Genomic DNA, 25009 nt, shown 5'->3' with positions numbered 1-25009 from the left:
GCCCGTGACTCCCCATGCCCCGGCGAAGACCCTTCCCTCCCCGGCGCCGGGCCCCGCCGCCGACGAGGGCCTGGCCCGGCGGCTGCGCGCCCTCGCCTGCACCGCCCCGCTGCACGACCTCGACGTACGCAAGGCCAATCTGGCCGGCGAGTACGGGGTCTACGCGATGGCGGAGGTCGCGCTCTCCGCGATCGACCTGGTCACGCTCAACATGGACTTCGACACCGGCGCCGACCACGAGCAGATAGTGGCCAGGCTCCTGCCGCGCGTCGCCGCCCAGGCGCCGTCGCGCCCCGCGGCCGAGCACGAGCGGGTGGCCCGCTGGGTGCTGGAGAACCTGATCAACGTCGGCAGTGTCGACCGCGGCTTCCGGGCGATCTACGGCACCTTCGGCCCGGACGGGGTCTACGTCCGCCGGGACTACGACTTCAAGCTGATCGAGGAAGTCCCGGGCTACGGCGGCGCCGTGTACCTGCGCACGACCGACGAGGCCGTCAACGTCCTCGTCGGCGCCCTGGACACGGACGTCACCAGCGCCCAGATCGCCGCCGAGGTCAAGCTGGACGTCCTGATCAGCCGGGGCCGGCTCGCCGACGCCCAGCTCGCCGCCGAACAGGCCCGCTACCGGACCGTCCAGTACGCCGAGACCCTGCGCCGCACGCTCGACGCGACCCGGCGCAACGTGCGCGCGGTGGACTGGCTGGTGACCGTCCCCGACATGATCGCCGAAGCCCTCGACCACGTCGCCGACCGCTACCGCCACGAGAACGCGATCCTCACCAACATCCGCAAGGCACGGGACGAGGCCGAGGAACCGGACAACAAGCGGCGCGCCGCAGAGCTGGTCGACATCGTCAAGGACTGCATCCGCCGCCACACGCAGCTCCAGTCCCGGCTGCTGGACGCCGGCCCGCTCTTCCGCGCCGAACAGGACCGCCAGGCCTTCGCGGCCCCCGCGCCGCGCACCGGCATCGACCTCTACGGGCAGCTCGTCGCCCCCGTCCTGCCGCTGCCCGTCGCCGACGCCTCCCGGGTCACGGACGCCTTCTTCGCCGCGGGCGCCGGCCTGCGGACCCCCGTCGCGGTCCGCGTCGCCGACCTGGTCGAGATCCTGCTGACCCCGCCGGTCGAGCGGGAGCACCTCGGCGCGGAGATGCCCGAGCCGGACCTGATCGCCACCCCCGACGACAGCCGTTTCAGCGAGGAGCAGCTCGCCGCCGCCATGAAGCTCCTGGAACTCCCGCACGACGCCCCGCGCCGGCTGTCCGGCCTCCTGGCCGAGGCCCGCCGCTCCGACCCGGACCTGCCCTACCTGGTGGCCCTGCTGGCCGTCCACGCGGCGAGCCCGGCGGTCGGCACGGCCTACCGCCAGGGCGAGGAACGGCTGCTGTTCGCGGTGGACGACGGCACGGAACTCGACGACCCGGAGTTCGGCGGCGCGGACCTCATCGTCGGCACCGCCCTCCTGGACGCGGCCGCCATGACGGCGGACCGCACGGAGGCGGCATGACCCCGCCCCCGCCTGGTCGCCGAAAGGGCGCCCCCACCTCCGGCCGGCCCGCGCCGCCCGCCGCACCGGCGCCGCAGTGCTCCCGGCCCGCCGCACCGGCCGCCGCCCGTGCGGCCCGAGACGCCGCGCCCCCCACCCACCGCACCGGAATCACCCGCACCGGAATCACCCGCACCGGGAACGTCCGCACCGGAATCACCCGCACCGCCGAGGAGACGCACCCGTGAGCGACCACCACGCCGAGCACCCCGCGTGGAGCGAGCCCGACGCGCAGCCGGCCGTCCCGGCCGCCCCGGGCCACCAGGCCGCCGCGCCCGTGACCCCGGCGGACGCCGCCGACGCGGCCCGGCTCGTCGCGTTCGGACTCCAGCCCAAGCTGCTGCCCGCCCGTGACGCCGAGTACGCCGAGCTGCTGCGCCGCTACCGCGAGGACCCCGCCTTCGGCCGGCTCGCCGACGCCGTCGCCACCGGGCTCGGCCTCGTCGTCCTGGAGGTCTCCCCGCGCGCCGGAATGGCCGTCGCCGCAGGCGAGGACTCCGTCTTCGCCGTCCGGATGGGCGACTACGCCCGCCGCGCCGCCGCCGACTCCGCCGACCGCTTCCTGCACGGCCTCGCCCATCTCGCCGTCGCCGCCCTCGCCTTCCCGCGGCCCGAGGACCTCGCCGACGACGGCTACATCGGCCGGATCACCGTCAACGGGGTCGACGCCTTCGTCCGGCAGACCTGCCGCCGCCTGGAGGAGCGCGCCGAAGAGCTCGGCGAGAACACCGACCCCGCCTCCGACGCCCCCGGTCTGGAGGCCGCCTGGCGCGTCTACGCCCGCCGCAGCGCGACCGGCGCCACCAAGGACGCCCGCCGCCTGGCCGGCTCCACCACCGGCATCGTCGGCAAGGCCGCCGCCTTCCTCACCGACTCCGGTTTCCTCCAGCGCACCGGCGACGAAGCCGGCGGCACCTACCGCACCACCCCCCGCTACCAGCTCCAGGTCCGCGACATGGCGGGCAGCGCGGCCATGGCCGAGCTCCTCGAACTGGGCGTGGTCCCCGTCAGCGACGGCTCCGCGACCCTCCTGCCGCCGCCCGACGGCGACGACCTGGACCTCGCGGCCGACGCCGGCCTGCCCTTCCACGCCTGAGACCCCCGCTCCCGGTCCGCCCCGAGCCACCCGCCCTCCGTACGCCCTGCGCCACCCCGACACCACGAGAGTCCGCCGCCATGTACGAGCTGTCCCGGATCCGCCTCTACTCCATCGGGCCCGCAGGCGCGCGCTACGCCGACACCGTGCTCGACCTGCGCGGAGTCGGCCGGCCGGTGCCCCACCCGGCGCCCACCCAGGCGGAGTTCTTCGAAGACGAGCCCACCGGCCCGCCGCGCCGCCCCGCGCCCGCCGGTGTGCTCTTCCTGGAGAACGGCGGCGGCAAGTCCGTCCTGCTCAAGCTGATCTTCTCGGTCATGCTGCCCGGCCACCGCAACACCCTCGGCGGCGCGAGCTCCGGCGTGCTGCGCAAGTTCCTGCTCGCCGACGACTGCGGCCACGTGGCACTGGAGTGGCAGCACACCCAGACCGGCGAGTGCGTGGTCGTCGGCAAGGTCAGCGAATGGCGCGGCCGCCAAGTCTCCAACGACCCGCGCAAGTTCGCCGAGGCCTGGTACTCCTTCCGCCCCGGACCCGGGCTGAGCCTGGACAGCCTCCCCGTGGCCGAGGCCACCTCGGTGCGCCCGCCCGTCGAGGGAGTCTCCGGGGCCCGGGGCCGCCGCCGCACGATGAAGGGCTTCCGCGACGCCCTCACCGAAGCCGGAAAGGCCTACCCGCACCTCGAGGTGTACTTCGAGGAGATCCACGACCGCTGGAACGAGCACCTCACCGAGCTCGGCCTCGACCCCGAACTCTTCCGCTACCAGCGCGAGATGAACGCCGACGAGGGCGAGGCCGCCGGCCTCTTCGCGGTGAAGAAGGACTCCGACTTCACCGACCTGCTGCTGCGCGCCGTCACCGACACCCGCGACACCGACGGGCTCGCCGACCTCGTCCACGGCTTCGGCAACAAGCTCGGCCGCCGCGCCGAGCTGATGGCCGAACGGGACTTCACCGCGGGCTCCGTGGACCTCCTCACCAAGATCGTCGAAGCGGCGGGAACCCGTACCCGGCTGCGCGAGATCCACGCCGGCGCCGAACGCCGCACGCGCTCCCTCGCCCGGCGGCTGTCCGCCCGCGCCACCGAGGAGCGCGGCCGCGCCGCCGACCTCGCGCAGCAGGTCACCGGCGCGGCCCACGAGGTCACCGCCGCCGAGTCCGCGCGCTCGCGCAGCGCCGCCGTCTCCGCCGAACTCGCCTACCGCCACGCCTCGCTGGCCCTGACCGTCGCCGACAAGGCCGCCGCCGCGCAGCGCCGCGAGCTCCTCGAAGCCCGTACCCTGCACGCCGCCTGGCAGGCCGCCGAGAACGTCCTGCGCCACCGCGCCGCCGCCGACCGCTCCGCCCGGGTCGCCGCCGCGATCCTGGAGGCCGAGCGGGACGCCGCCCCGGCGCTGGCCGCCCGCGCCACCGCCGCCACCGACCTCGTACGCGCCCTGCACACCGCCGCCGAGCAGGGCGAACGGGCCGCCAACGAGGAGGAGGAGCGCTCCGCCGTCCTCCAGGAGACCGGCGAGGCCGCCCACCGCGACGCCACCGCCGCCGCCACGGCCGCCCAACGGGCCCGCAGCGAGGCCGAGCACCTGCGGGCCCGCCTCGCCGAGGTCCAGCAGGAGACCGCCGAGGCCGTCCGGGCCGGCTGGCTCGACGACTCCGCCCCCGACGCCGACCCCGCGCGCGCCGCCCTGGCCGCCGCCGACGCCGAGAAGACGGCCGTGGCCGCCTGGCACGAGTCCCGCGAGAGCGCCCGCGCAGCGGCCGAAGCCGCCCGCGAGGCCGCCGGCACGGAGTCCCGCGCCGAACTGACGGCCGCCCGCGCGGCGGACGCCGCCGACGCGGCCGAGGCCGCCCACGACGCCGAGCACCGGGCCGCCGCCGCGCTCGCCGGAGCCCCGCGCCTGGCGGCCCTCCTCGGAGCCCCCGAGGCGGCCGGAGCGGGCGCAGCCCCCGCCGGGGCAGCGGACTCCCCGGACCGCCCCGAAACCGCCGACGGACTCACGGTCGCCGACCTCGACCGGGGCGCCGACGACCTGCGCACCCTGCTCACCGACGCGGTCGCCTCCGCCGAACGCCAGCTCTTCGAACTGCGCACCGCCGCCGCCGACGACTCCCGCATCCTCGGCGCCCTCGGCGACGGCGGCCTGCTGCCGCCCGGCCCCGACGTCCTGGCGACCGTCGAGTACCTCGGCGAGCACGGCATCCCGGCCCTGCCCGGCTGGCGCTACCTCGCCCAGTCGGTGGACCCGGCCGACCACGCCGCCGTCCTCGCCGCCCGCCCGGAACTGGTCGACGGCGTCGTCATCACCGACCCGGACACCCACACCCGGGCCCGCGAAGTCCTCTCCGGCGCGGCCCTGCTGCCCCGCTCGACGGTCGCCGTCGGCACCGCCGCCGCCCTGCTCGCGCCCGTGCCCCCGGCCGGGGACTCCGCCGACGCGGTGTTCCTCGTACCGCCGAACCCGGCCATGCACGACGAGCACGCCGCCGACGAGGAGCGCCAGGCGCTGCGCGCCCGCGCCACCGCCCGGGACACCGAGATCCGCGAGCTCGCCGCCCGCCTCTCCGGCGACCGCGAGCTCGCCGCCCGGCTCGCCTCCTGGCGCACCGGCTGCCCGCCCGGCCGTCTCGCCGAGCTCGCGGAGCAGGCCGCCGCGGCCCGCGCCTTCGCCGAGGAGGCGCAGGCCGAGCTCACGCAGGCCCGTGCCGTACGCGCCGACGCCGACGAGGCCGCCGCCGAGGCCACCCGCCTCCGCGAGGAGCGCCAGGACGCCGCCCAGCGCGCCCGCCGCGTCGCCGACGTACTCGCCGGCCTCGCCCACCGCCTGCGCGAGCGCGCCGGCTGGCAGGCCAGGCTGCGCGAACTCGCCGAGGACGCCGCCGAGTCCGAGGCCCGCGCCGAAGCCTGCCTCGACCGCGCGCGGGCCGCCGACGAGGACCGCCGTGCCGCCCAGCGCGCCGCCGACGACGCCCGCCGCACCGCCCGCGCCCTGCGGGCCGAGCGCGCCGAGATCGCCGGCGCCCCCGAGCCGCTGCCCGAGGTCCCCGCCGGGGAAGCGGGCGCCCGCAAGGCCCCGCTCCCCGACCTCCGCGAGGCCTACCGCGCAGCCTCGCAGCTCTACGAGAAGGTCGGCGTCGGCGCCGACCTGCGTGCCGAGCAGGCACGCGCCGAGAGCGACGAGAGCGCCGCCCTCGCCGAGCTCGACCGTCTGACCAACAAGGTCCGCACCCGCGCCGCCCAGCTCCTCGAAGGCACGGACGGCGCCGACGGCCCCTCCCGGCAGGCCGCGGCCGCCCGCGCCGAAGCCCTCGTACAGATGCTGGAGACCCGCGCCTCCACCGCCAGCGAGCAACTCGGCAGGCTCCGGGGCGAGGCCGAACGGCACGCCCCCGCCGAGGGCGGGGCGCACACCGAACTGCCCGAGGAACTCATCCCCGAGGACGTCGGGGCCGCCCAGGCCATGCTCCGTACCGCGACCGCCCAGCTCGGCGCCCACACCGCCGCGGTGGAGTCCGCCCGCGCGGCCCACGCCGACCTGCTGCGCGCCCACCGCACCGCCGAGGAGGGCGCGGGCGGTTTCGACGAGACCGCGGCCATGCTCAGGGACCTCCTGCGCGACCACACCCACCAGGACGACGAGCAGGAGCCGGTCGCCCACCCCGGAACCCTGGAGGAGGCGCGCCGCTCCGCCACCGAGGCCCGCCGCGCGCTACGGGCCTGCGCCGGCGACCTGTCGGCCGCCGAGTCCGCCGTCCGTGAGGCGAGCGACATCCTGGTCCGGCACGCCAACGCCAACCGCTACGAGCAGGTACGCACCCCCGCGCGCCAGCAGATCCGCGAACTCCCCGCCTCCGCGCTGCCCGAGCACGCGGCGTCATGGGCCGTCGCCTTCGCGCCCCGGCTGCGCGTCCTGACCGACGAGCTGGCGCAGCTGGAGCGCAACCGCGACAGCATCGTCGACCGGTTGCGAGGACTCGTGGAGTCGGCCCTGGCCACCCTGCGCTCCGCCCAGCGGCTCTCCCAGCTCCCCGAGGGGCTGGGGGAGTGGTCGGGCCAGGAGTTCCTGCGCATCCGCTTCGAGGAGCCCGACCAGGCGACCTTGACCGAGCGGCTCGGCGAGGTCATCGACGAGGCGACCCGCGGCGCCGTGAAGAAGAACAGCACCGCCTCCTTCGGCGAGGGCCGCCGCGACGGCATGTCGCTGCTGCTGCACGGGGTCCAGGCCGCCCTGGAGCCCAAGGGCATCGCGGTGGAGATCCTCAAGCCGGACGCGGTGCTGCGGGCCGAGCGGGTCCCGGTCGGACAGATGGGCGACGTCTTCTCCGGCGGCCAGCTGCTCACGGCCGCGATCGCGCTGTACTGCACGATGGCGGCGCTGCGCAGCAACGACCGGGGCCGGGACAAGCACCGGCACGCGGGCACGCTTTTCCTCGACAACCCGATCGGCCGCGCGAACGCCACGTACCTGCTGGAACTCCAGCGGGCCGTCTCGGACGCGCTCGGCGTCCAGCTGCTCTACACGACGGGCCTGTTCGACACCACGGCCCTCGCCGAGTTCCCGCTGGTCATCCGGCTGCGCAACGACGCCGACCTGCGGGCCGGGCTGAAGTACATCAGCGTCGAGGAACACCTCCGCCCGGGCCTGCCCCAGCAGTCCCCGGACGAGGAGACGATCCACGGAGAGATCACGGCGACCCGCATGTTCCGCCGCAGCACCCAGCCCTCATAACGTGACGCGCCGCTCGCGCGGCCCGGCCTGTCCGGGGCCGCGCGGGTCATCCCCTCCCGGTGCCGGTCCGGTACCGCCCGTCGGCGGTGGGCGCGGGCCAGGCGGCGCCGGCCGCTTCGCCGCGCTCGCGTATTCGCCACGCCGGCCGAGCCTGCCCGTCCGCCCTGCGCCGTTCCCGCGGAGCGACCCGCGCCGTGCTGCTCGGCTCCGAGACGACCCCGTACCGCTGGTTCCACATCTGCCGGGTGATCACCACGTCGAGCACCGCCCAGGTGGCCACCACGGTGCCCGCTATCCCGGTGAGCACCAGGGGGAAGGCCAGCCAGGACCCGGTGATCGTCAGGAAGAACGCCACCGTCGCGTCCGTCAGCGTCACGGCCACGATCAGCACCGCGCGCACGGCGGACTCGCGCACCGGGTCCGGCATCCGCTGCCGCCCCGGTCCGTCCACCCACAGGGACCGCTCCGGCGCGCCGGACCCCGCGCCGCCGTCCTCGTACCTTTGCCCCATGCTCTCCCGCCTGCCCCCGGGTGCCGCCGGTCATGCCCGCCTCGCACTAGTAGACGTACGGGGCGGTCGGGAGATTCCCGTACCGCCGGCGCGCACACCGCCCCGCGAACGGCACGGATCGAATAATTCCAGCCATCCATTCTCATGCGGGAACTGACGCCGCACCAGGTGTCATGTGCCACATATCGGGCTGCTCTCGGCAGGAGGTATCGGACAACTCGTGATCTACGCCCGGGTGTCCGGCCGAAAACGTCCGGACACGCCTTCGAACCTTCGTCGTGGCAGTAGTAGGCTCACGCCGTTTAAATGAGGGAACACCGACCCCCGACAACGGGGTTGAGCTGGGGAGGCTGGGGAGGCCATGCGCTTTCGCGGGAAATCCATCCGCCGGAAGATCGTGGCGTTGCTCCTTGTGCCGCTCGTCTCCCTGACCGCCCTGTGGGGCTTCGCGACGGTGCTCACGGGCCGTCAGGCCGTCCAACTCCTCGATGTCGCTTACGTCATCGACAAGGTCGGCTACCCCATCGAGGACGTCGTCCGCGTCATCCAGAAGGAACGCCGCCAGACCCTGGTGGTCATCGGCGACCCCCGCGCCTCGACCGCCACCGCCGAGCTCGCCAAGCGCCGCAGCGCCACCGACGAGGCGATAGCGAAGATCACCACCGAGGCCGAGGACCCCGAGGTCGTCGACGAGCTCAGCCCCGCCACCGGCAGGCGCCTGCGCTCCATCCTCGACGCCTTCCACGGCATCGGAGCGCTGCGCGGCGCCGTGGACTCCTCGGGCTCGCTCGACACCGGCCAGGCCCTGGAGCTCTACAACCGGCTCGTCGACCCCTGCTACGAGTTCCTGCTCAACCTCCACGCGCTCGAGAACGTGGAGATGGACAAGCAGGGCCGCGCCCTGGTCGGCATCACCCGGGCCCGCGAGACGCTCTCGCGCGAGGACGCGGTCGTCGCGGCGGCCCTCGCCGCCCGCAACGTCGACGCGGCCGACATCCGGCGCGTCACCGACTTCGTCGCCAACCGCAAACTGCTCTACGAGTTCAACCTCGCGATCCTCCCGACGGCCGACCGGGAGCAGTTCGAGCAGTACTGGAACAACCCCGAGAGCCGGGCCCTGCGCGAGGCGGAGGAACGGTTCATCGCGGCGGGTACCGGCAAGACCGCGCGCAACGTCGCCCCCGCCCAGTGGGACGGCGCCGCGCAGAAGGTCCTCGACGACCTCGCCGAGATGGGCACCGGCGCCGGAGACCGCTACCAGGAGCGCGTCGAGCCGGTGGCCATGAGCGTCCTGGTCCAGGCCGCCGTCGCCGGGATCCTCGGCTTCATCGCCCTGCTCGTCTCCCTCGTCCTGTCCGTACGCATCGGCCGCGACCTGATCCGTGACCTGTCCCGGCTCCGCAAGGAGGCCCACGAGGTCTCCGGCGTCCGCCTCCCCGGCGTCATGCGCCGCCTCGCCGCGGGCGAGCACGTGGACGTGGAGACCGAGGCGCCCCGCCTCGAGTACGAGAAGGACGAGGTCGGCCAGGTCGGCCAGGCCCTCAACAGCCTCCAGCGCGCGGCCATCGAGGCCGCCGTCAAGCAGGCGGAGCTGCGTCGGGGCGTCTCCGAGGTCTTCGTCAACCTGGCCCGCCGCAACCAGGTGCTGCTGCACCGCCAGCTCACCCTGCTCGACACCATGGAACGGCGCACCGAGGACACCGAGGAACTCGCCGACCTCTTCCGCCTCGACCACATGACCACCCGCATGCGCCGCCACGCCGAAGGCCTGGTGATCCTCTCCGGCGCCGCGCCCTCCCGCCAGTGGCGCAAGCCCGTCCAGCTGATGGACGTCGTACGGGCGGCCGTGGCCGAGGTCGAGGACTACGAGCGCATCGAGGTCCGCCGGCTGCCGCGCCTGGGCATCGTCGGCCCGGCCGTCGCCGACGTCACCCACCTCATCGCCGAACTCCTGGAGAACGCCACCGTGTTCTCCCCGCCGCACACGGCCGTCCAGGTCCTCGGCGAGCGCGTGGCCAACGGCTTCACCCTGGAGATCCACGACCGGGGCCTCGGCATGACCCCCGACGCCCAGCTCGACGCCAACCTGCGGCTGGCGGAGACTCCCGAGTTCGAGCTCTCCGACACCGACCGCCTCGGCCTCTTCGTGGTCAGCCGCCTCGCGCAGCGCCACGACGTCAAGGTCGGCCTCCAGCCCAGCCCTTACGGAGGCACCACCGCGGTGGTCTTCCTCCCCGCCGCCCTGCTGACGGAGGCTCCCGACACCAACGGCACCGGCATCCGGCTGGCCGGCGGCAAGGCCGTCGGCGGCGCCACCCGACCCGGGCCGGCGGCCGTCGAGGGCGTGCCCGCCGACCGCAGGCTCCCGGCGGGCACGGAACTGCGCGGCCCCGTCGAGCTGGAGGCCCCGGTCGGCATGCTGGGGCTGGACGACCCCGCCACCGTCCTGGACGAAGCCCCCACCGGCATCGCGGGCCCCACCGGGGCCGCCGCGACCGGCGCCGGCTCCAAGGGGGGCCGGCCCGCCATGGCGACCCTCGACGACGAGACCCCGCCGAACGGCACCTCGCGCAGCGCCCTGCTCGGCCTGCGCCCGGCGGGCCGCCCGCACGCGGAGCGGCACACCGAGCGCGGCGGCGCCTGGAAGGGCGACCGCATCGCGGACCGCAGGGGCGACCGGGCCACCGAAGCCTCCGGCGAGCGCGGGGGATTCCGTACGGCCGAGCGCGCCGTGGACGCCGCCGCGGACCGCGGCGGCGCCCGCCTCGCGGACCGCCACTCGGGCCGGGACGGCTTCCACGACCGGGACCGCGACCGCAACCGCGAGACCCTGCCCCCGACGGGCCCGGTCCGCCTGGAGCCCGCCCGCCAGGACCCCGCCCGCCCGGACGCCCCCCGCACCCCGGGACCCGTACCGCTCCCGCGCCGCCGCCCCGCTCCGACCCTGGTCGCCGAGCACGGCCGCCGCGTGGAGCCCCGCCCCGTCGCGGCGGTGCCGGACCCGGCCCCGGACGGTACGCGGTCCGGCCCGCCCGCGTCCGGCGGCGGCGCCCCCGCCGCGGGGCTGCCCCGCCGGGTCCGCCAGGCCAACCTCGCGCCCCAGCTCAAGGACACCCCGGCTCCCGCACCGGCAGCCGCCGATCCGGTGGCCGACCGCGACGCGGACGACGTACGGCGCCGCATGTCCGCGCTCCAGCGCGGCTGGACGGCGGGCCGCGACCAGCACGCCCGCCGACAGGCGCAGGAGGAGTTGGCACGACGCGCGCCACAGGCACAGCAGGACCCACCGCACGACGCACGGCGCCACGCACCACCGCAGTCCGGGACCGAGGCCGGCACCCCTGCCGCCGACGGCCCGGGATACGAGAACGAGGGGGACGGCCGATGACCGCACCGCAGTCCGGCAACGACACCAGGGGCCGCGGCTCCGGCTCGCTCAACTGGCTCCTCGACGAGCTCGTCGACCGGGTCGCCAGCATCCGCAAGGCGGTGGTCCTCTCCGGCGACGGCCTGCCCACCGGCAGCTCCCAGGACCTCACCCGGGAGGACAGCGAGCACCTGGCGGCCGTGGCCTCCGGCTTCCACAGCCTGGCCAAGGGCGTCGGGCGCCACTTCGACTCGGGCAGCGTCCGCCAGACCGTGGTCGAGCTGGACGAGGCGTTCCTCTTCGTCATGGCGGCCGGTGACGGCAGCTGCCTGGCGGTCCTCGCCGACTCCGACTCCGATGTCGGCCAGGTCGCGTACGAGATGACGCTCATGGTCAAGCGCGTGGGTGACCACCTGGCGACCGCCCCGCGCACCGGGCTGCCCGCCGGAGGGTGAGTCGGACGGCATGAGCGATCCAGGCCAGGACCACCCCGCCCGCATCCCCGGCGCGGTCGCCGGCGGGAGCCCTGCGCAGGCGCCCGCCGCGGCCGGAGACCAGTGGTTCGACGACGAAGCGGGTCCCGTCGTACGCCCGTACGCGATGACCCGCGGCCGAACCAGCCACGCCGGCCAGCACCGGCTCGACCTGATCGCGCTCGTGGTCGCGGAGTCCGCGGCCGACGACCCGGTCTGGGACGCGACGCTGTCCCCGGAACACGCCCACATCCTCGGGCTGTGCCGGGAACGTCCCCAGTCCGTCGCGGAACTCGCGGCGGACCTCGACCTCGCCATCGGCGTCGTACGCGTCCTGATCGGCGACCTCGCCGCCGACGAACTGGTCCACGTGACCCGGCCGGTACCCCCGGCCGAACTGCCCGATGAATCCATACTGCGTGAGGTGATCGATGGCCTTCGGGCGCTCTAGCCGCACCGGCGCCATGCATGCCGTGTCGCCGGTCGAGCCGCTGACCTTGAAGATCCTGGTCGCGGGCGGCTTCGGGGTGGGCAAGACCACCCTGGTCAGTGCGGTGAGCGAGATCAGACCGCTCCGGACGGAGGAACGCCTTTCCGAGCCGGGGCGCGCGGTCGACGACACCGGGGGGGTCGAGGGCAAGAGCACCACGACCGTGGCCATGGACTTCGGGCGCATCACGCTGCGCGAGGACCTGGTGCTGTACCTGTTCGGCACGCCCGGCCAGGACCGGTTCTGGTTCCTGTGGGACGAGCTGGCCCAGGGCTCGCTCGGGGCCGTGGTCCTCGCGGACACCCGCCGCCTCGCCGACTGCTTCGCCGCCATCGACTACTTCGAACGGCGCGAGATCCCCTTCGTCGTCGCGGTGAACTGCTTCGACGGCGCCGACCGGCACCCCGTGACCTCGGTGCGCGAGGCACTCGACCTCGCCGCCGAGGTCCCGGTGCTGCTGTGCGACGCGCGGGACCGCGAGCTGGTCAAGGACGTCCTGGTGGGGGTCGTGGAGCACGCCATGACCCTGTCCCGCGCCCGTCGGGGGAGCCCGTAGCGGGCACCGGCATGGAGGCGGCCCGTACCCCCGCCGACTGGGGTACGGGCCGCAGCTCTCATGGGGGGTTGTGGGGGTCCCGGGTCGGGCGAGCGGGACCGTGGAGCGAGTGTGAACCCGCCGCGGGGGGTCGTCAAGCGTTCGGACAACAGCGGCTGTTCAGCGGGTCCGCCCTCGCGCGCCCGCCCGGCACGCGGCCGGTGGCACCGTCCGCCTGGCGGTGCCACCGCACGCGCTACCGGACGGCGACGACCGCCGACCCGTGGCCGAACAGCCCCTGGTTCGCGGTGATCCCGGCCCGCGCGCCCGGCACCTGCCGCTCGCCCGCCGTCCCCCGCAGCTGCCACGTCAGCTCGCACACCTGCGCGATGGCCTGCGCCGGCACCGCCTCCCCGAAGGAGGCCAGCCCGCCGCTGGTGTTGACGGGGATCCGGCCGCCGAGCGCGGTCGCGCCCTCCCGTACGAGCTTGGCGCCCTCACCCTCGCCGCACAGGCCGATGTCCTCGTACCACTCCAGCTCCAGCGAGGTGGACAGGTCGTACACCTCGGCGAGCGAGAGGTCGTCCGGGCCCAGCCCCGCCTCCTCGTAGGCGGCCCGCGCGATCGAGGACCGGAAGGAGCCGGGCGCGGGCGCCGCGGCCGTCACCGAGTCCGTGGCGATGTCCGGCAGGTCCAGGACCGTACGGGGATAGGTGGGCGTCACCGTGGACACGGCCCGGATCCGCACCGGGTCCGCGATCCCGCGCGAGCGCGCGAAGTCCATGCTGCTCAGAACGAGCGCCGCGCCGCCGTCGGAGGTGGCGCAGATGTCGAGCAGCCGCAGCGGATCGGCCACGACCGCCGAGGCGGCGACCTCCTCGGCCGTCACGGCCTTGCGGTAGCGGGCGTTCGGGTTCAGCAGCCCAGCCGCCGCGTTCTTCACCTTGACCTGCGCGAAGTCCTCACCGGTGTCCCCGTAGAGGGCCATGCGGCGGCGGGCGTACAGGGCGAAGTACGCCGGGTTCGTGGCCCCCAGCACCCGGAAGCGCAGCCAGTCCGGGTCGTCCGGCCGGTCCCCGCCCGCGGGGGCGAAGAACCCCTTGGGGGCCGCGTCCGCCCCGACCACCAGCACGACGTCGGCCAGCCCGGCCAGGATCTGCGCGCGGGCCGTCCCGACGGCCTGGGCGCCGGACGCGCAGGCCGCGTAGACGCTGGTCACGCGGGCCCCCTGCCAGCCGAGGGCCCGGGCGAAGGTCGCCCCGGCCACGTAGCCCGGGTAGCCCGACCGCACGGTGTCGGCCCCGACGACGGACTGCACGTCCGTCCACCGGAGCCCCGCGTCGGCGAGCGCGGCCCGGGCGGCGGCGCGCCCGTACTCGACGAAGCTGCGGCCCCACTTGCCCCACGGGTGCATGCCGGCGCCGAGGACGGCGACGTCGGTCGCGGCGCTCATCGGCCCGCCTCCACGGGCCGGAAGTGCCAGGTCGTCCACGTGGTGCCGGCGGCGTCCTCGTTCAGCACGCCGGGCACGACCTCGACCTCCATCCCGACCGCCAGATCGGCGACGCCCACCCCGGGAGCGGCCTGCCCGAGCACGACCATGCCCTCGGCCTCCAGCTCCACGGCGACCAGGGTGTACGGGCTCCAGGGCGCGTCCGGGTCGGACACGTACGGGGCCGGCGGCCGGTACCGCCCGTCGGTGTAGGACCAGACCCGGCCGCGCGGGGACAGCGGCGTCTCGGTGATCTCGCCGCCGCCCGGGCAGTGCGGATTGCGGCAGTACGCGTCCTCGCGCGGGAAGAACACGGCGGCGCAGGCGGAGCACCGGGTGCCGAGCAGGCGGAAGCCGCCCTCCGTGCCGTCCCCGGTGAACCACCCGTCGACGACGGGTGTGCGTGTGCGTTCCAAGACCCCTCCCGAAAGCAGAATCTGACGAACCGTCAGGAGTCTGTCACGGGAAGGCGCCACCGGTCACCCGTTCTCGGCGAGCCACTTGCGCGCGATCTCGCCCAGTTCCGCGTCCCGGCCGGCCAGCATCATCCGGATCATCTGCGCGTCCCCGCGCAGCGACCACCCCGGATTCCCGAAGGTGGCCGGGTTGTTCCCCTCGATCAGGAAGTGCGCCGGCCAGGCGGTGCCGTAGCCGATGAGGGGCAGTGCCGCGACGTAGCGCCGCCGGCCGCGCGCCAGCCCGTAAGCGGCGAGCGCGAGACCGGTAAGGGTTCCCGCGAGGTGGACCCAGCGGGTGGCGGCGCGGGAGTGCATGGCGACGTAGTAGGGCCAGAATTCCTCGTACGAGCTGAACGTCATGCCGGCACGGTACTCACGGCCCGACGGCCGCGACAGAGACGGGGAAGTCGAAGTAGGTGTCCGGGAACGCCTCCGGCCGGTAGGTGAAGTGCCACCACTCCTCGGGCAGGTTCACGAACCCCTGGGCGCCCAGCGCCCCCCGCAGGACCTCCCGGTGATCGCGGGCGGGGCCCGTGACGCGGGGGTCGTCGGTGTGCGCGAGCGGATCGAAGAAGTCGAAGGGCGTCCCCATGTCGACGGGTTCGCCGCGCAGGTCCGTGAGCGTCACGTCGACCGTGCTCCCACGGCTGTGCCCGGACCTCTCGGCGATGTATCCCTCCGCGATCAGCCGGTCCTTCTCCACCGCGGGATAGAACTCCGCCTTGGTCCCCTGGTCCGCCCCGTCCCCGGCCCACCGCACGAACCGGTCCACGGCCCGCTGCGGCCGGTAGCAGTCGTACACCATGAGGGAGTACCCGCTCCGCAGCACCTCGCGCTGCGCCCGCCGGAGCGCCTCGGCGGCGGGCCGGGAGAGCAGGCAGACGGGCTCCTCGTAGCCGTCCACGACGGCGCCCGTGAAGTTGTGGTCCGTGGCGTAGCGCATGTCCTGGCGGATCGTCGGATCCACCCGGGCCAAGGCCGTGAATCCGGGGGCCGCGGCCCCGCTCAACAGCGCTCCCACACAGCTCGCAACAGCCAGCATCCGCATGCCCCTTGGCATACCATCGCCGCATGCCGGCACACCTGAGGGACTCGCACTGCTCCACCTGCGGAGCACGGTTCGATTCGGCCGACTGGCCCCGTGCGTGCCCCGAGTGCGGCGCCGTCGCCTACCGCAACCCCCTCCCGGTGGCGGTCGCCCTCCTCCCCGTCGAGGACGAGGCGGGCACAGGCCTGGTGGTCATCACGCGCACCATCGAACCGGCCTCCGGCGGCGTCGCCCTGCCCGGCGGCTTCATGGACTTCGGCGAGGACTGGCGCGAGTCGGTCGTCCGCGAACTCCGCGAGGAGACGGGCATCCACGCCCCCGCGCGCGACGTCACCCTGGCCGACGCCCACACCTCCCCGGCCGGCCACCTGCTCGTCTTCGGACTCCTCCCGGCCCGCCCCGCCGCCGCCCTGCCCGCCTCCGCCGCCACGGACGAGACGACGGGCTGGCACGTCCTGCGCAGCCCGGAGGAGCTGGCGTTCCCGCTGCACACGAAGGTGGCGCGGGAGTGGTTCGGCGGCCGGTACGCGTGAACGGTCCGCCGCGGCGCCTGCCCCAAGGGCTGTCCCGCAAGCCCCGGCGGGCGCACGACGACAGCTACGGCACCTCGCCGCGTTGTCGGAACGCCCGAATACGCCCGGTGTGCGGACGCTCCTCCGCCTTGCGGGGCACCGCATCTGACGCCGCGCGCTGATCCACCGGGGATTACGGGACAGCCCTTAGACCGGCTTCTTCGGATCTTGCCGAGCGACAACATCCGAAAGAGAAGGCCCGGGCGTCACCCGCGGCGCACCGGACCCGACGGCCCGAGCCCCCGCACCACCACTGCCTCCACCCGCTCCCCGGCCCCGTCCTCCACCACCACCGCCTCCCCCGACCACCGCACCGCGTACCGCTCCACCGTGCCCGGCTCGAAACCCGGACCCGGGTCGCGGATCACCACCCCGCCGCCCGTGCACCCCCGCGCCGGGGCCCACACCTCCAACGCCACCGACCCGTCCGGCGCCCGGACCGGCAGCAGCGAGCCCGCCCGGGCCAGCACGGGGATCCGGTCCGCCGGAGCATCCAGCAGCACCTGGCCCGGGCCCTCGTACGCCTCGCCCGTCACCGTGTCGTACCAGCGTCCGCGGGGCAGGCGCACCGCCCGCCGGTCCGCCCCGCACTCCAGCACCGGAGCCACCAGCAGCGCGTCGCCCAGCAGGAACGCGTCCTCGCAGTCCCGCAGCGCCCGGTCCTCGGGCGCCCCCCACCACAGGGGCCGCACGTAGGGGGCTCCGGTCCGCCGCGCGAGGTGGGCCAGCGTCACGAAGTACGGCCGCAGCCGCTCCCGTTCCGCGAGGACCGCCCGCGCCGCCGCCGTCGCGTCCGGCCCGAACTCCCACGGCTCGCGCCGACCCGCCCAGATCGCCGAATGGGTCCGGAACAACGGCAGGTAGGCGCCCAGCTGCAGCCACCGCAGATACAGCTCGGGAGAGGGCGAACCCCAGAACCCGCCCACATCGGGCCCCGAGTACGGCACCCCGCACAGGCCCAGCCCCAGGACCAGCGCCAGCGAGGCCCGCAGCCCGCCCCAACTGCTCTCCACGTCCCCCGACCACGTGCCCCCGTACCGCTGCATCCCCGCCCACCCCGAGCGGGAGAAGAGGAACGGCCGCTCGTCCGGGCGCAGTCGTACCAGGCCCTCCCAGCCCGCCCGCGCCATCCCGAGCGCGTACACGTTGTGCGCCTCCCGGTGGTCCCCGCCCGCCCCGTCCAGGACGTGCCGCGCGGAGCGGGGGAGCGTCCGGTCCCCGAAGGGGGCGAAGGACACCGGCTCGTTCATGTCGTGCCAGACGCCGGCGAAGCCCTGCGCGAGGCGCTCCGCGTACAGCCCGCCCCACCACTCCCGCGCCGCGGGATCGGTGAAGTCCGGGTACGCGCACTCGCCCGGCCACACCTCGCCGCGGACCTCGCGGCCTCCCCCGTCCCGTACGAAGGCCCCGTGCGCGCCGACCGCCAGGCCCGAGGTGTGGACCGCGTCGCCCGCCTTGACCGCCGGGTCGACGATCGAGATGAGCCGCACCCCCGCCCCGGCCAGCTCCCCGGCGAGGCCCGGCAGGTCGGGGAAGGCGTCGCGGTCCACGGTGAAGACCCGGTGGCCGTCGTAGTGGTCGATGTCCAGGTGGAGGGCCGAGAGCGGCAGCCCCCGCTCCGCGTACCCGGCCACGATGCGGCGTACCTCGGTGGCGCTCCCGAACCCCCACCGCGCGTGCTGGTAGCCGAGCGCCCACTCCGGCGGTACGGCCGCCGCGCCGGTCAGCCCCGACCAGCCCTGCAGCACGCGCGCCGGCGGACCCACCAGCACCCAGCACCGCAGGGGCCCGCCCTCCATGCGCAGTTCGCAGGACCCCGGCCGGTCCGCTCCGGAGCCGGCGCCCTCCTCGCCCTCCCGCAACACCACCCGCCCGTCCCATGAGTTGTCGTGGAACACCAGGTGGGTGCCCGCGTCCGCGACCACCAGCTGCACCGGCATGGTGATGTACAGGGGGTCCACGCCCGGCCCGACCTGGCCCTTGGGATCCGTGTTCCACAGCCGGTACGAGCCGTCCCCCAGGCGGGGCCCCGCCGCCCGCCCGCCGAGCCCGAAGACCCGCGCGTCCGCCGGCACCTCGCTCCGCAGCAGCCACCGCGCCGGCCGCGCCCCCGCCGCTTGCGGCCCGCCGTCCGCCCGGTCCGCGGGACCCCCCTCCGGGGGCGCCGGCTCCCACCAGCGCGGCGGCAGCTCCCGGCGCAGCACCGCACCGCCCGGCGTGCGCACCTCGACGGCCCCGTGCCGGGACACCGCCACGGTCACCCGCTCGGAGACCACCCGCCAGCCGCCCCCGGTGTCCGGCTCCAGCACGGCGCGCGGATCGGGTCCGGGCCCGTCGCCGGCCACCGCGTAGGACGGCGTGGGCGCGGCGCCGTCCCAGCCCCAGAACACCGCCCCGCCCACGCCGACCCGTACCAGCAGCTCCGAGCGGGTGAACCGCAGCACGCCGCCGCCCGGCCGGGGCTCCGTACCCGTCAGCAGGCCCGGCACCCGCGCCCGCTCCGCGCCCCGGGGTGCGAGCCCCACCGCGTCCACGCGCCGGTTGCGCCAGGCCGAGCGCCAGGCGCGCCGCCCCCGCTCACTGCCGAGGTCCCGCACCGCACGCACCAGCTCACGACCGTCCATGGCGCCCAGCCTGCCACCGGCACCCGGCCCAGAAGGCGGCGTTCAACTGCCGTTCACTCGCAAAAGGATCACAACCGACCGGCGATGGCGGCTCTGGTGCGGATGTCGATCACATGGCATCGTCCCTGTGAGCCTCCGCGCGGACACCCCCCGCGCGGTGGCACCGTACGAACACCACACGACACGCCCACGAAGCGCGAGCCGCAGACGTGACCGGGAGCCCACCCATGACCGCAGCCACTCCATCCGAGCCCCTCTGGGCGCCTGGCCCCGACCGGATCGCCGCGGCCCGGATCACCGCCTTCCAGGCCTGGGCCGCCGAACACCACGGCGCCCCCGCCGACGGCGGCTACCCGGCCCTGCACAGCTGGTCCGTCGACGAGCTCGACACCTTCTGGCAGGCCGTGGCCGAGTGGTTCGACGTACGCTTCACCACCCCCTACGAGTCCGTCCTCGCGGACCGGTCCATGCCCGGCGCCCGCTGGTTCCCCGGCGCCACCCTCAACTACGCCGAGCACGCCCTGCGCGCCGCCGAGGACCCCGCGCGCGCCGCCGACGCGGCCCTGCTCCACGTGGACGAGACCCACGAGCCCACCCCCGTCACCTGGGCCGAGCTCCGCCGCCAGGTCGGCGCGCTCGCCGCCGAACTGCGCGCGCTGGGCGTACGCCCCGGCGACCGGGTCAGCGGCTACCTCCCCAACATCCCCGAGGCCGTCACCGCACTCCTCGCCACCGCCGCCGTCGGCGCCGTCTGGACCTCCTGCGCCCCCGACTTCGGCGCCCGCAGCGTCCTGGACCGCTTCCAGCAGGTCGAGCCGGTCGTCCTCTTCACCGTCGACGGCTACCGCTACGGCGGCAAGGAGCACGACCGCCGCGACACCGTCGCCGAGCTGCGCGCGGAGCTCCCCTCCCTGCGCGCCGTCGTCCACATCCCGCTCCTCGGCACGCCGGCCCCCGCGGGCGCCCTCACCTGGGCGGACCTCACCTCAGCGGACACCGAACCCGTCTTCGAGGCGGTCCCCTTCGACCACCCCCTCTGGGTCCTCTACTCCTCCGGCACGACCGGCCTGCCCAAGGCCATCGTCCAGTCCCAGGGCGGCATCCTCCTCGAACACCTCAAGCAGATCGGCCTGCACTGCGACCTCGGCCCCGAGGACCGGTTCTTCTGGTACACCTCCACCGGCTGGATGATGTGGAACTTCCTCGTCTCCGGCCTGCTCACCGGAACCACCGTCGTGCTCTACGACGGCAGCCCCGGGTTCCCCGACACCGGTGCCCAGTGGCGCATCGCGGAGCGGACCCGGGCCACCCTGTACGGCACGTCCGCCGCGTATGTGATGGCCTGCCGCAAGGCGGAGGTCCACCCCTCCCGCGACTTCGACCTCTCCTCCGTGAAGTGCGTGGCCACCACCGGCTCCCCACTGCCCCCGGACGGCTTCCGCTGGCTGCACGACGAGGTGGCCGAGGACCTCTGGATCGCCTCGGTCAGCGGCGGCACCGACGTCTGCAGCTGCTTCGCCGGCGCCGTCCCCACCCTCCCGGTGCACATCGGCGAGCTCCAGGCCGCCTGTCTGGGCACGGACCTCCAGGCCTGGGATCCCGCGGGCAAGCCCGTCACCGGCGAGGTCGGCGAGCTCGTCGTCACCAACCCCATGCCGTCCATGCCGATCCGCTTCTGGAACGACCCCGACGGCAGCCGCTACCGCGACAGCTACTTCGAGATGTTCCCCGGCGTCTGGCGCCACGGTGACTGGATCACGATCACCGACCACGGCTCCGTCGTCATCCACGGCCGCTCCGACTCCACCCTGAACCGCCAGGGCGTCCGCATGGGCTCGGCCGACATCTACGAAGCCGTGGAACGGCTCCCCGAGATCAAGGAATCCCTGGTCATCGGCTTGGAAGAAGCGAACGGCGGCTACTGGATGCCGCTCTTCGTCCACCTCGCGCCGGGTGCCGTCCTCGACGAGGACCTCCGTGGCCGGATCAAGGCGACGATCCGCGAGCAGCTCTCCCCCCGGCACGTCCCGGACGAGATCATCGAGGTCCCGGGCATTCCGCACACCCTCACCGGCAAGCGCATCGAGGTCCCGGTCAAGCGTCTCCTCCAGGGCGCCCCCATGGCCAAGGCGGTCAACCCCGGCTCCGTCGACAACCTGGACCTCTTGAGCTTCTACGAGGAGCTCGCCCGCACCCGGAGCTGACCCCGGGGCCACTGTCAGTGGTGATGATTACTCTGAGTGAGCAAGCGATCGCACGCTCAGGGGGACCCCATGCCACACTCGAACGACAGCACGACCGGAACGACGGCGGGACGGCCCGCCCGCACCAGCAGGCTCCGCACGCTGCGCCGCGAAGTCCCGAGCACGGTCGGCCTCCTGGCCGACGCCGGGGACTTCGCGGCCATGCGCGCGTACCGCAGCTTCGCCTTCGACGACCACCGCGACTACCTCGACCACGTCGAGCGCCTGCTCCGCTCGCTCGCGGCCCAGGGCATCCACACCACCGTCGCCCTCTTCGACCCCGAGGACTACGCCGAGTACTGCGCCCGGCAGGGACTCGATCCGGACACCTCCGGCGGCCGCACCCGGTTCACCGCCGACCTGGCCGGCGGCAGCGGACTCCCCTACACCGGACAGCCCGTCGACGAGCTCGTCCCGCTCCTCGTGGACGAGGCCGTCCGCCAAGCCACCTGGGAGTACGCCACCACCCTCCTGGCCGGAATCGGCAGCTGCGCCGACTGCGGACAGGACATCGGCACGGCCTCCTTCGAGCGCGCCGCCGACGCGCTCAAACACCTCGTCGACCGGGCCGGCCCGGGCCACCACCACCTCGTGTGCAGCGTCCCGGCCGAGGACGAACAGCTCCTGGCCATCCTGCACGCCGACGCTCCCGGGGCCGGTCCGCCGCGGATCGAAGGCCGCCAAGGCCTCGATTTCGTGACCGTCCTGGCCGCCGGCCTCGCGCTGGGGGGACCCGGGGGAGTGGTCCTGCGCAGCACCGCCGAGGGCCTTCGGGACCGGGTCCACGGCTGGCGCCTGGACCGGGGCCGCCTCGTCCCCCTCTCGGCGGCAGCCGTCTTCAACGCCTACTGCACCGACGCCGACACCGGCGAACCCGTGGCCCCCGAACCGGGCGTCGAGTACTGCCCCGGCTACGAGGTCGACGAACCAGGCCCCCACCACTGACGCGGACGGCCAGGGAACCGGCGTCCGGAAACGGCCGGGGGGCCCTCGCCACACAGGCGAGGGCCCCCCGATCGACAAGACACCGTCAGGCTACTCGCCGGACAGCACCGCCTGGGCGGCCACCCGGGCCTCGTCGGCGCTGTCCGCGGCACGCGCGGCGGCGGCCGCCCGCTCGCACTGGGCGAAGGTGTGCTTGGCGAGCGTCGCCCGCACGTAGGGAATGGAAGCGGCACCCATCGACAAGGAGGTGACACCCAGACCCGTCAGCACACAGGCCAGCAGCGGGTCGGAGGCGGCCTCGCCACAGACGCCGCAGCTCTTGCCCTCGGCCTTGGCCGCGTCGGCCGACATGGCGATCAGGTCGAGCAGCGCGGGCTGCCACGGGTCCTGGAGCCGTGACACGGCACCGACCTGGCGGTCGGCGGCAAAGGCGTACTGCGCGAGGTCATTGGTGCCCAGCGACAGGAACTCGACCTCCTGCAGGATCGAGCGCGCCCGGAGCGCGGCGGAGGGGATCTCCACCATGGCGCCGAACTTCGCCCGCAGACCGGCCTCGCGGCACGCGTCCGCGAAGGCCTTGGCGTCGGTCCGGTCGGCCACCATCGGGGCCATGACCTCGAGGTGGACCGGCAGCCCCTCCGCGGCCTTGGCCAGCGCGGTGAGCTGCGTGCGCAGCACGTCCGGGTGGTCGAGCAGCGAACGCAGACCACGGACACCCAGGGCCGGGTTCGGCTCGTCGGCCGGGGTCAGGAAGTCGAGCGGCTTGTCGGCGCCGGCGTCCAGCACACGTACGACCACGCGCCCCTCGGGGAAGGCCTCGAGCACCTTGCGGTACGACTCGATCTGCTTCTCTTCGGTCGGCGCCTTCTTGCTGTCGTCGAGGAAGAGGAACTCGGTGCGGAACAGGCCCACACCCTCCGCCCCCGCCTCGACGGCGGCCGGCACGTCCGCCGGACCACCGATGTTGGCCAGCAGCGGCACCTTGTGACCGTCGGACGTCGCGCCCGGACCGGACGAAGCGGAGAGAGCGGCCTTGCGCTCGGCGGCCGCGGACTCCAGCTCCGCCCGCTTCTCCGGGGACGGGTCCACGAACAGGTCGCCCGTGCTGCCGTCGACGGCGATCAGGGTGCCCTCGGCGATTTCGCCGGCACCCGGCAGCGCCACGATGGCCGGCACGCCCAGCGCCCGCGCGAGGATCGCGCTGTGGCTGGTCGGTCCGCCTTCCTCGGTCACGAAACCGAGGACCAGCGCCGGGTCGAGCAGAGCGGTGTCGGCGGGAGCGAGGTCACGCGCGATCAGCACGTACGGCTCGTCGCTGTCCGGCACGCCCGGCATCGGCACGCCGAGCAGGCGCGCGACGATGCGGTTGCGCACGTCGTCCAGGTCGGCGACGCGGCCGGCCATGTACTCGCCGGCCCCCGCGAGGAGCTCGCGGTAGTGGGAGAACGCGTCGTACACACCGCGCTCGGCGGTACTGCCGACGGCGATCCGCCGGTCGACGTCCGTCATGAGCTCGGGATCCGTGGCGATCATCGCCTGGGCCTCGAGCACGTGCTGAGCCTCGCCACCGGCCAGCTGGCCGCGCGCGATCAGGTCGGCCGACACAGCCTTCACGGCCTGACGGGCGCGCCCCTGCTCGCGCTCCGCCTCGTCCGCGTTGATCTGCTTCGCCGGCGGCTCGAGGACCGCCGTGCCCATGTGCCGAACCTCGCCGATCGCCACACCGTGGCTCACGCCGACGCCTCGCAGCGTTGTCTCCATTTCACCCGTCTCCGATTGAGCGACGGCCACGCCGCCGCGATGGATGTCCGACTCGCCTATGGAGGCGGACACGTCACTGCCAGCTGAAGAGGACGTCCGAAGGCTTGACGTCTCCGGAGTCGACCACATCGGAAAGGGAGTCCGCGGAGGCCTCCAGCGCCACGATGGGGCAGACGGAAGACTTGCCGGCGGCCTCGACGGCGACCGGGTTCCAGCGGATGACGGCCTGGCCGCGGCTCACGGTGTCGCCCTTGTTGACGAGGAGCTCGAAGCCCTCGCCGTTGAGCTGCACGGTGTCGATGCCCAGGTGCGTGAGGACACCGTGTCCTTCGTCGTCGACGACGACGTACGCGTGCGGGTGCAGGGAGACGACCACACCGTCGACGGGGGCCACCGCCTCCGAGGGCTCCTGCACGGGCTTGATAGCGGTGCCGGGTCCCACCATCGCGCCGGAGAACACCGGATCGGGCACTGCCGCGAGTCCGATGGCGGTCCCGGCGATTGGGGACGTCACGCTGGTCATGGGGGGCCTCCCAGGGGTGGGGCTTCATCGTGTCGCCGTCACTACCTGTCCTGGACGGCGTACTTTGAGAAGGGTAAGTCATGAGACGTCCCGGTTCCGCCCGAACTGCACCTCTTGTCCAGAGGTCAGGACGGAGGTCCCGAGGGGGTCGGACGACAACCTAGTGGACTAGACCATACGCCTGAACCGATTTGCCTGGGCACTAGCGGGCCTGTACTGTCGTGTCTCCCGCCAGGAAGCCCCGCGTGAACATCTCGCGAACGGCTGATGGACGGGCATCCTCCTCTTCATTGCAGATCTTGATCTCGACGCTTTTCCGCGTGCCCATTCGGCAAAACGGAGAGTGGTCAGGGAGACGGAAAAGGACTGATAGAGTCGGAATCGCCGAAAAGGAAAGCGCGAAAGCGAATAACCTCGGAGGCGAAAAACAAGCGAGACCGGCTCTGATAGAGTCGGAAACGCAAGAACGAAGGAAGCGCCCGGAGGGCCCGGAAACGGGAACAAAGGAAGCGTCCGTTCCTTGAGAACTCAACAGCGTGCCAAAAATCAACGCCAGAAGTTGATACCCCGTCCATTTCGGTGGATGAGGTTCCTT

At 74.3% G+C, this 25009-nt stretch carries 18 protein-coding genes; 10 read left to right on the top strand and 8 right to left on the bottom strand.

Annotated features, from left to right (window positions below; translation table 11 throughout):
- Positions 1-4 precede the first annotated feature (4 nt).
- The 3 genes from ACFWBY_RS33170 (at position 5) to ACFWBY_RS33160 (ending at position 7372) form a co-directional block, all read left to right on the top strand.
- Complete coding sequence (locus tag ACFWBY_RS33170; protein ID WP_385340610.1) at positions 5-1510, top strand: hypothetical protein; 1506 nt, start codon at positions 5-7, stop codon at positions 1508-1510.
- A gap of 223 nt (positions 1511-1733) precedes the next feature.
- Positions 1734-2645 (top strand): hypothetical protein, encoded by a 912-nt coding sequence (locus ACFWBY_RS33165; RefSeq protein ID WP_385340608.1) that lies wholly within the window; start codon positions 1734-1736, stop codon positions 2643-2645.
- Positions 2646-2725: 80 nt separating this feature from the next.
- A complete protein-coding gene (locus ACFWBY_RS33160; protein WP_385409741.1) occupies positions 2726-7372 on the top strand; it encodes a hypothetical protein in 4647 nt (1548 codons plus the stop codon).
- A gap of 46 nt (positions 7373-7418) precedes the next feature.
- Here ACFWBY_RS33160 and ACFWBY_RS33155 read toward each other — a convergent pair whose 3' ends face one another.
- Positions 7419-7883 carry a hypothetical protein gene (locus ACFWBY_RS33155; RefSeq protein ID WP_385344024.1) on the bottom strand — a complete coding sequence of 155 codons (465 nt, stop codon included), beginning with the start codon at positions 7881-7883 and terminating at the stop codon, positions 7419-7421.
- Between the two features lie 397 nt (positions 7884-8280).
- On the opposite strand from ACFWBY_RS33155, the gene ACFWBY_RS33150 reads away from it, so the two are divergent.
- Genes ACFWBY_RS33150 through ACFWBY_RS33135 form a run of 4 tightly spaced genes read left to right on the top strand, consistent with a single transcriptional unit; the run spans position 8281 to position 12769 of the window.
- Complete coding sequence (locus tag ACFWBY_RS33150; protein WP_385344021.1) at positions 8281-11271, top strand: nitrate- and nitrite sensing domain-containing protein; 2991 nt, start codon at positions 8281-8283, stop codon at positions 11269-11271.
- Positions 11268-11705, top strand: a complete 438-nt coding sequence (locus tag ACFWBY_RS33145) for a roadblock/LC7 domain-containing protein (protein WP_385344018.1) — start codon at positions 11268-11270, stop codon at positions 11703-11705. Before ACFWBY_RS33150 ends, ACFWBY_RS33145 begins: the two co-directional genes overlap by 4 nt.
- Before the next feature lie 10 nt (positions 11706-11715).
- Positions 11716-12174 carry a DUF742 domain-containing protein gene (locus ACFWBY_RS33140; RefSeq protein WP_385344015.1) on the top strand — a complete coding sequence of 153 codons (459 nt, stop codon included), beginning with the start codon at positions 11716-11718 and terminating at the stop codon, positions 12172-12174.
- The gene (locus tag ACFWBY_RS33135) at positions 12155-12769 is read left to right on the top strand and encodes an ATP/GTP-binding protein (protein ID WP_385344012.1); all 615 of its coding nucleotides are present in this window, start codon (positions 12155-12157) and stop codon (positions 12767-12769) included. The genes ACFWBY_RS33140 and ACFWBY_RS33135 overlap by 20 nt, the downstream gene beginning before the upstream one ends.
- A gap of 235 nt (positions 12770-13004) precedes the next feature.
- Here the strand turns inward: ACFWBY_RS33135 and ACFWBY_RS33130 are convergent, their stop codons facing one another.
- The 4 genes from ACFWBY_RS33130 to ACFWBY_RS33115 all read right to left on the bottom strand — a co-directional run bounded on the left by ACFWBY_RS33130 (position 13005) and on the right by ACFWBY_RS33115 (position 15740).
- Positions 13005-14201 (bottom strand): lipid-transfer protein, encoded by a 1197-nt coding sequence (locus tag ACFWBY_RS33130; RefSeq protein WP_385344010.1) that lies wholly within the window; start codon positions 14199-14201, stop codon positions 13005-13007.
- Entirely contained in the window at positions 14198-14656 is a 459-nt protein-coding gene (locus ACFWBY_RS33125) for a Zn-ribbon domain-containing OB-fold protein (RefSeq protein WP_385344007.1), read from the bottom strand. The genes ACFWBY_RS33130 and ACFWBY_RS33125 overlap by 4 nt, the downstream gene beginning before the upstream one ends.
- Positions 14657-14719: 63 nt before the next feature.
- The gene (locus ACFWBY_RS33120) at positions 14720-15058 is read right to left on the bottom strand and encodes an Mpo1-like protein (RefSeq protein WP_385344004.1); all 339 of its coding nucleotides are present in this window, start codon (positions 15056-15058) and stop codon (positions 14720-14722) included.
- Positions 15059-15071: 13 nt separating this feature from the next.
- Positions 15072-15740: a M15 family metallopeptidase gene (locus tag ACFWBY_RS33115; protein ID WP_385344001.1), complete on the bottom strand. Its 669-nt coding sequence runs from the start codon at positions 15738-15740 to the stop codon at positions 15072-15074.
- Between the two features lie 29 nt (positions 15741-15769).
- On the opposite strand from ACFWBY_RS33115, the gene ACFWBY_RS33110 reads away from it, so the two are divergent.
- Positions 15770-16279 carry an NUDIX domain-containing protein gene (locus tag ACFWBY_RS33110; RefSeq protein ID WP_385343998.1) on the top strand — a complete coding sequence of 170 codons (510 nt, stop codon included), beginning with the start codon at positions 15770-15772 and terminating at the stop codon, positions 16277-16279.
- Positions 16280-16524: 245 nt separating this feature from the next.
- Here ACFWBY_RS33110 and ACFWBY_RS33105 read toward each other — a convergent pair whose 3' ends face one another.
- Entirely contained in the window at positions 16525-18942 is a 2418-nt protein-coding gene (locus ACFWBY_RS33105; RefSeq protein ID WP_385343995.1) for a glycoside hydrolase family 31 protein, read from the bottom strand.
- A gap of 227 nt (positions 18943-19169) precedes the next feature.
- On the opposite strand from ACFWBY_RS33105, the gene ACFWBY_RS33100 reads away from it, so the two are divergent.
- Both ACFWBY_RS33100 and ACFWBY_RS33095 read left to right on the top strand, forming a co-directional pair.
- Entirely contained in the window at positions 19170-21146 is a 1977-nt protein-coding gene (locus ACFWBY_RS33100) for an acetoacetate--CoA ligase (protein ID WP_385343992.1), read from the top strand.
- A gap of 69 nt (positions 21147-21215) precedes the next feature.
- Positions 21216-22130, top strand: a complete 915-nt coding sequence (locus ACFWBY_RS33095) for a hypothetical protein (protein ID WP_385343989.1) — start codon at positions 21216-21218, stop codon at positions 22128-22130.
- Between the two features lie 90 nt (positions 22131-22220).
- On the opposite strand, the gene ptsP is transcribed toward ACFWBY_RS33095, so the two are convergent.
- Both ptsP and ACFWBY_RS33085 read right to left on the bottom strand, forming a co-directional pair.
- Positions 22221-23891: a phosphoenolpyruvate--protein phosphotransferase gene (gene ptsP / locus ACFWBY_RS33090; RefSeq protein WP_385343986.1), complete on the bottom strand. Its 1671-nt coding sequence runs from the start codon at positions 23889-23891 to the stop codon at positions 22221-22223.
- Between the two features lie 73 nt (positions 23892-23964).
- Positions 23965-24414 (bottom strand): PTS glucose transporter subunit IIA, encoded by a 450-nt coding sequence (locus ACFWBY_RS33085; RefSeq protein ID WP_385343983.1) that lies wholly within the window; start codon positions 24412-24414, stop codon positions 23965-23967.
- Positions 24415-25009: the final 595 nt, after the last annotated feature.

Origin of the sequence: Streptomyces sp. NPDC060049 (assembly GCF_042736715.1) — a bacterium.
GTDB lineage: Bacteria > Actinomycetota > Actinomycetes > Streptomycetales > Streptomycetaceae > Streptomyces.
The sequence above is the reverse complement of the archived record's forward strand: the minus strand, read 5'-3'. Positions and strand labels throughout refer to the sequence as shown.

Coding starts and splice junctions, on each gene's coding strand:
- ACFWBY_RS33160 (WP_385409741.1), top strand. CDS start 2,726: ATGTACGAGCTGTCCCGGATCCGCCTCTACTCCATCGGGCCCGCAGGC.
- ACFWBY_RS33155 (WP_385344024.1), bottom strand. CDS start 7,883: ATGGGGCAAAGGTACGAGGACGGCGGCGCGGGGTCCGGCGCGCCGGAG.
- ACFWBY_RS33145 (WP_385344018.1), top strand. CDS start 11,268: ATGACCGCACCGCAGTCCGGCAACGACACCAGGGGCCGCGGCTCCGGC.
- ACFWBY_RS33140 (WP_385344015.1), top strand. CDS start 11,716: ATGAGCGATCCAGGCCAGGACCACCCCGCCCGCATCCCCGGCGCGGTC.
- ACFWBY_RS33135 (WP_385344012.1), top strand. CDS start 12,155: ATGGCCTTCGGGCGCTCTAGCCGCACCGGCGCCATGCATGCCGTGTCG.
- ACFWBY_RS33130 (WP_385344010.1), bottom strand. CDS start 14,201: ATGAGCGCCGCGACCGACGTCGCCGTCCTCGGCGCCGGCATGCACCCG.
- ACFWBY_RS33120 (WP_385344004.1), bottom strand. CDS start 15,058: ATGACGTTCAGCTCGTACGAGGAATTCTGGCCCTACTACGTCGCCATG.
- ACFWBY_RS33115 (WP_385344001.1), bottom strand. CDS start 15,740: ATGCTGGCTGTTGCGAGCTGTGTGGGAGCGCTGTTGAGCGGGGCCGCG.
- ACFWBY_RS33110 (WP_385343998.1), top strand. CDS start 15,770: ATGCCGGCACACCTGAGGGACTCGCACTGCTCCACCTGCGGAGCACGG.
- ACFWBY_RS33105 (WP_385343995.1), bottom strand. CDS start 18,942: ATGGACGGTCGTGAGCTGGTGCGTGCGGTGCGGGACCTCGGCAGTGAG.
- ACFWBY_RS33100 (WP_385343992.1), top strand. CDS start 19,170: ATGACCGCAGCCACTCCATCCGAGCCCCTCTGGGCGCCTGGCCCCGAC.
- ACFWBY_RS33095 (WP_385343989.1), top strand. CDS start 21,216: ATGCCACACTCGAACGACAGCACGACCGGAACGACGGCGGGACGGCCC.
- ptsP (WP_385343986.1), bottom strand. CDS start 23,891: ATGGAGACAACGCTGCGAGGCGTCGGCGTGAGCCACGGTGTGGCGATC.
- ACFWBY_RS33085 (WP_385343983.1), bottom strand. CDS start 24,414: ATGACCAGCGTGACGTCCCCAATCGCCGGGACCGCCATCGGACTCGCG.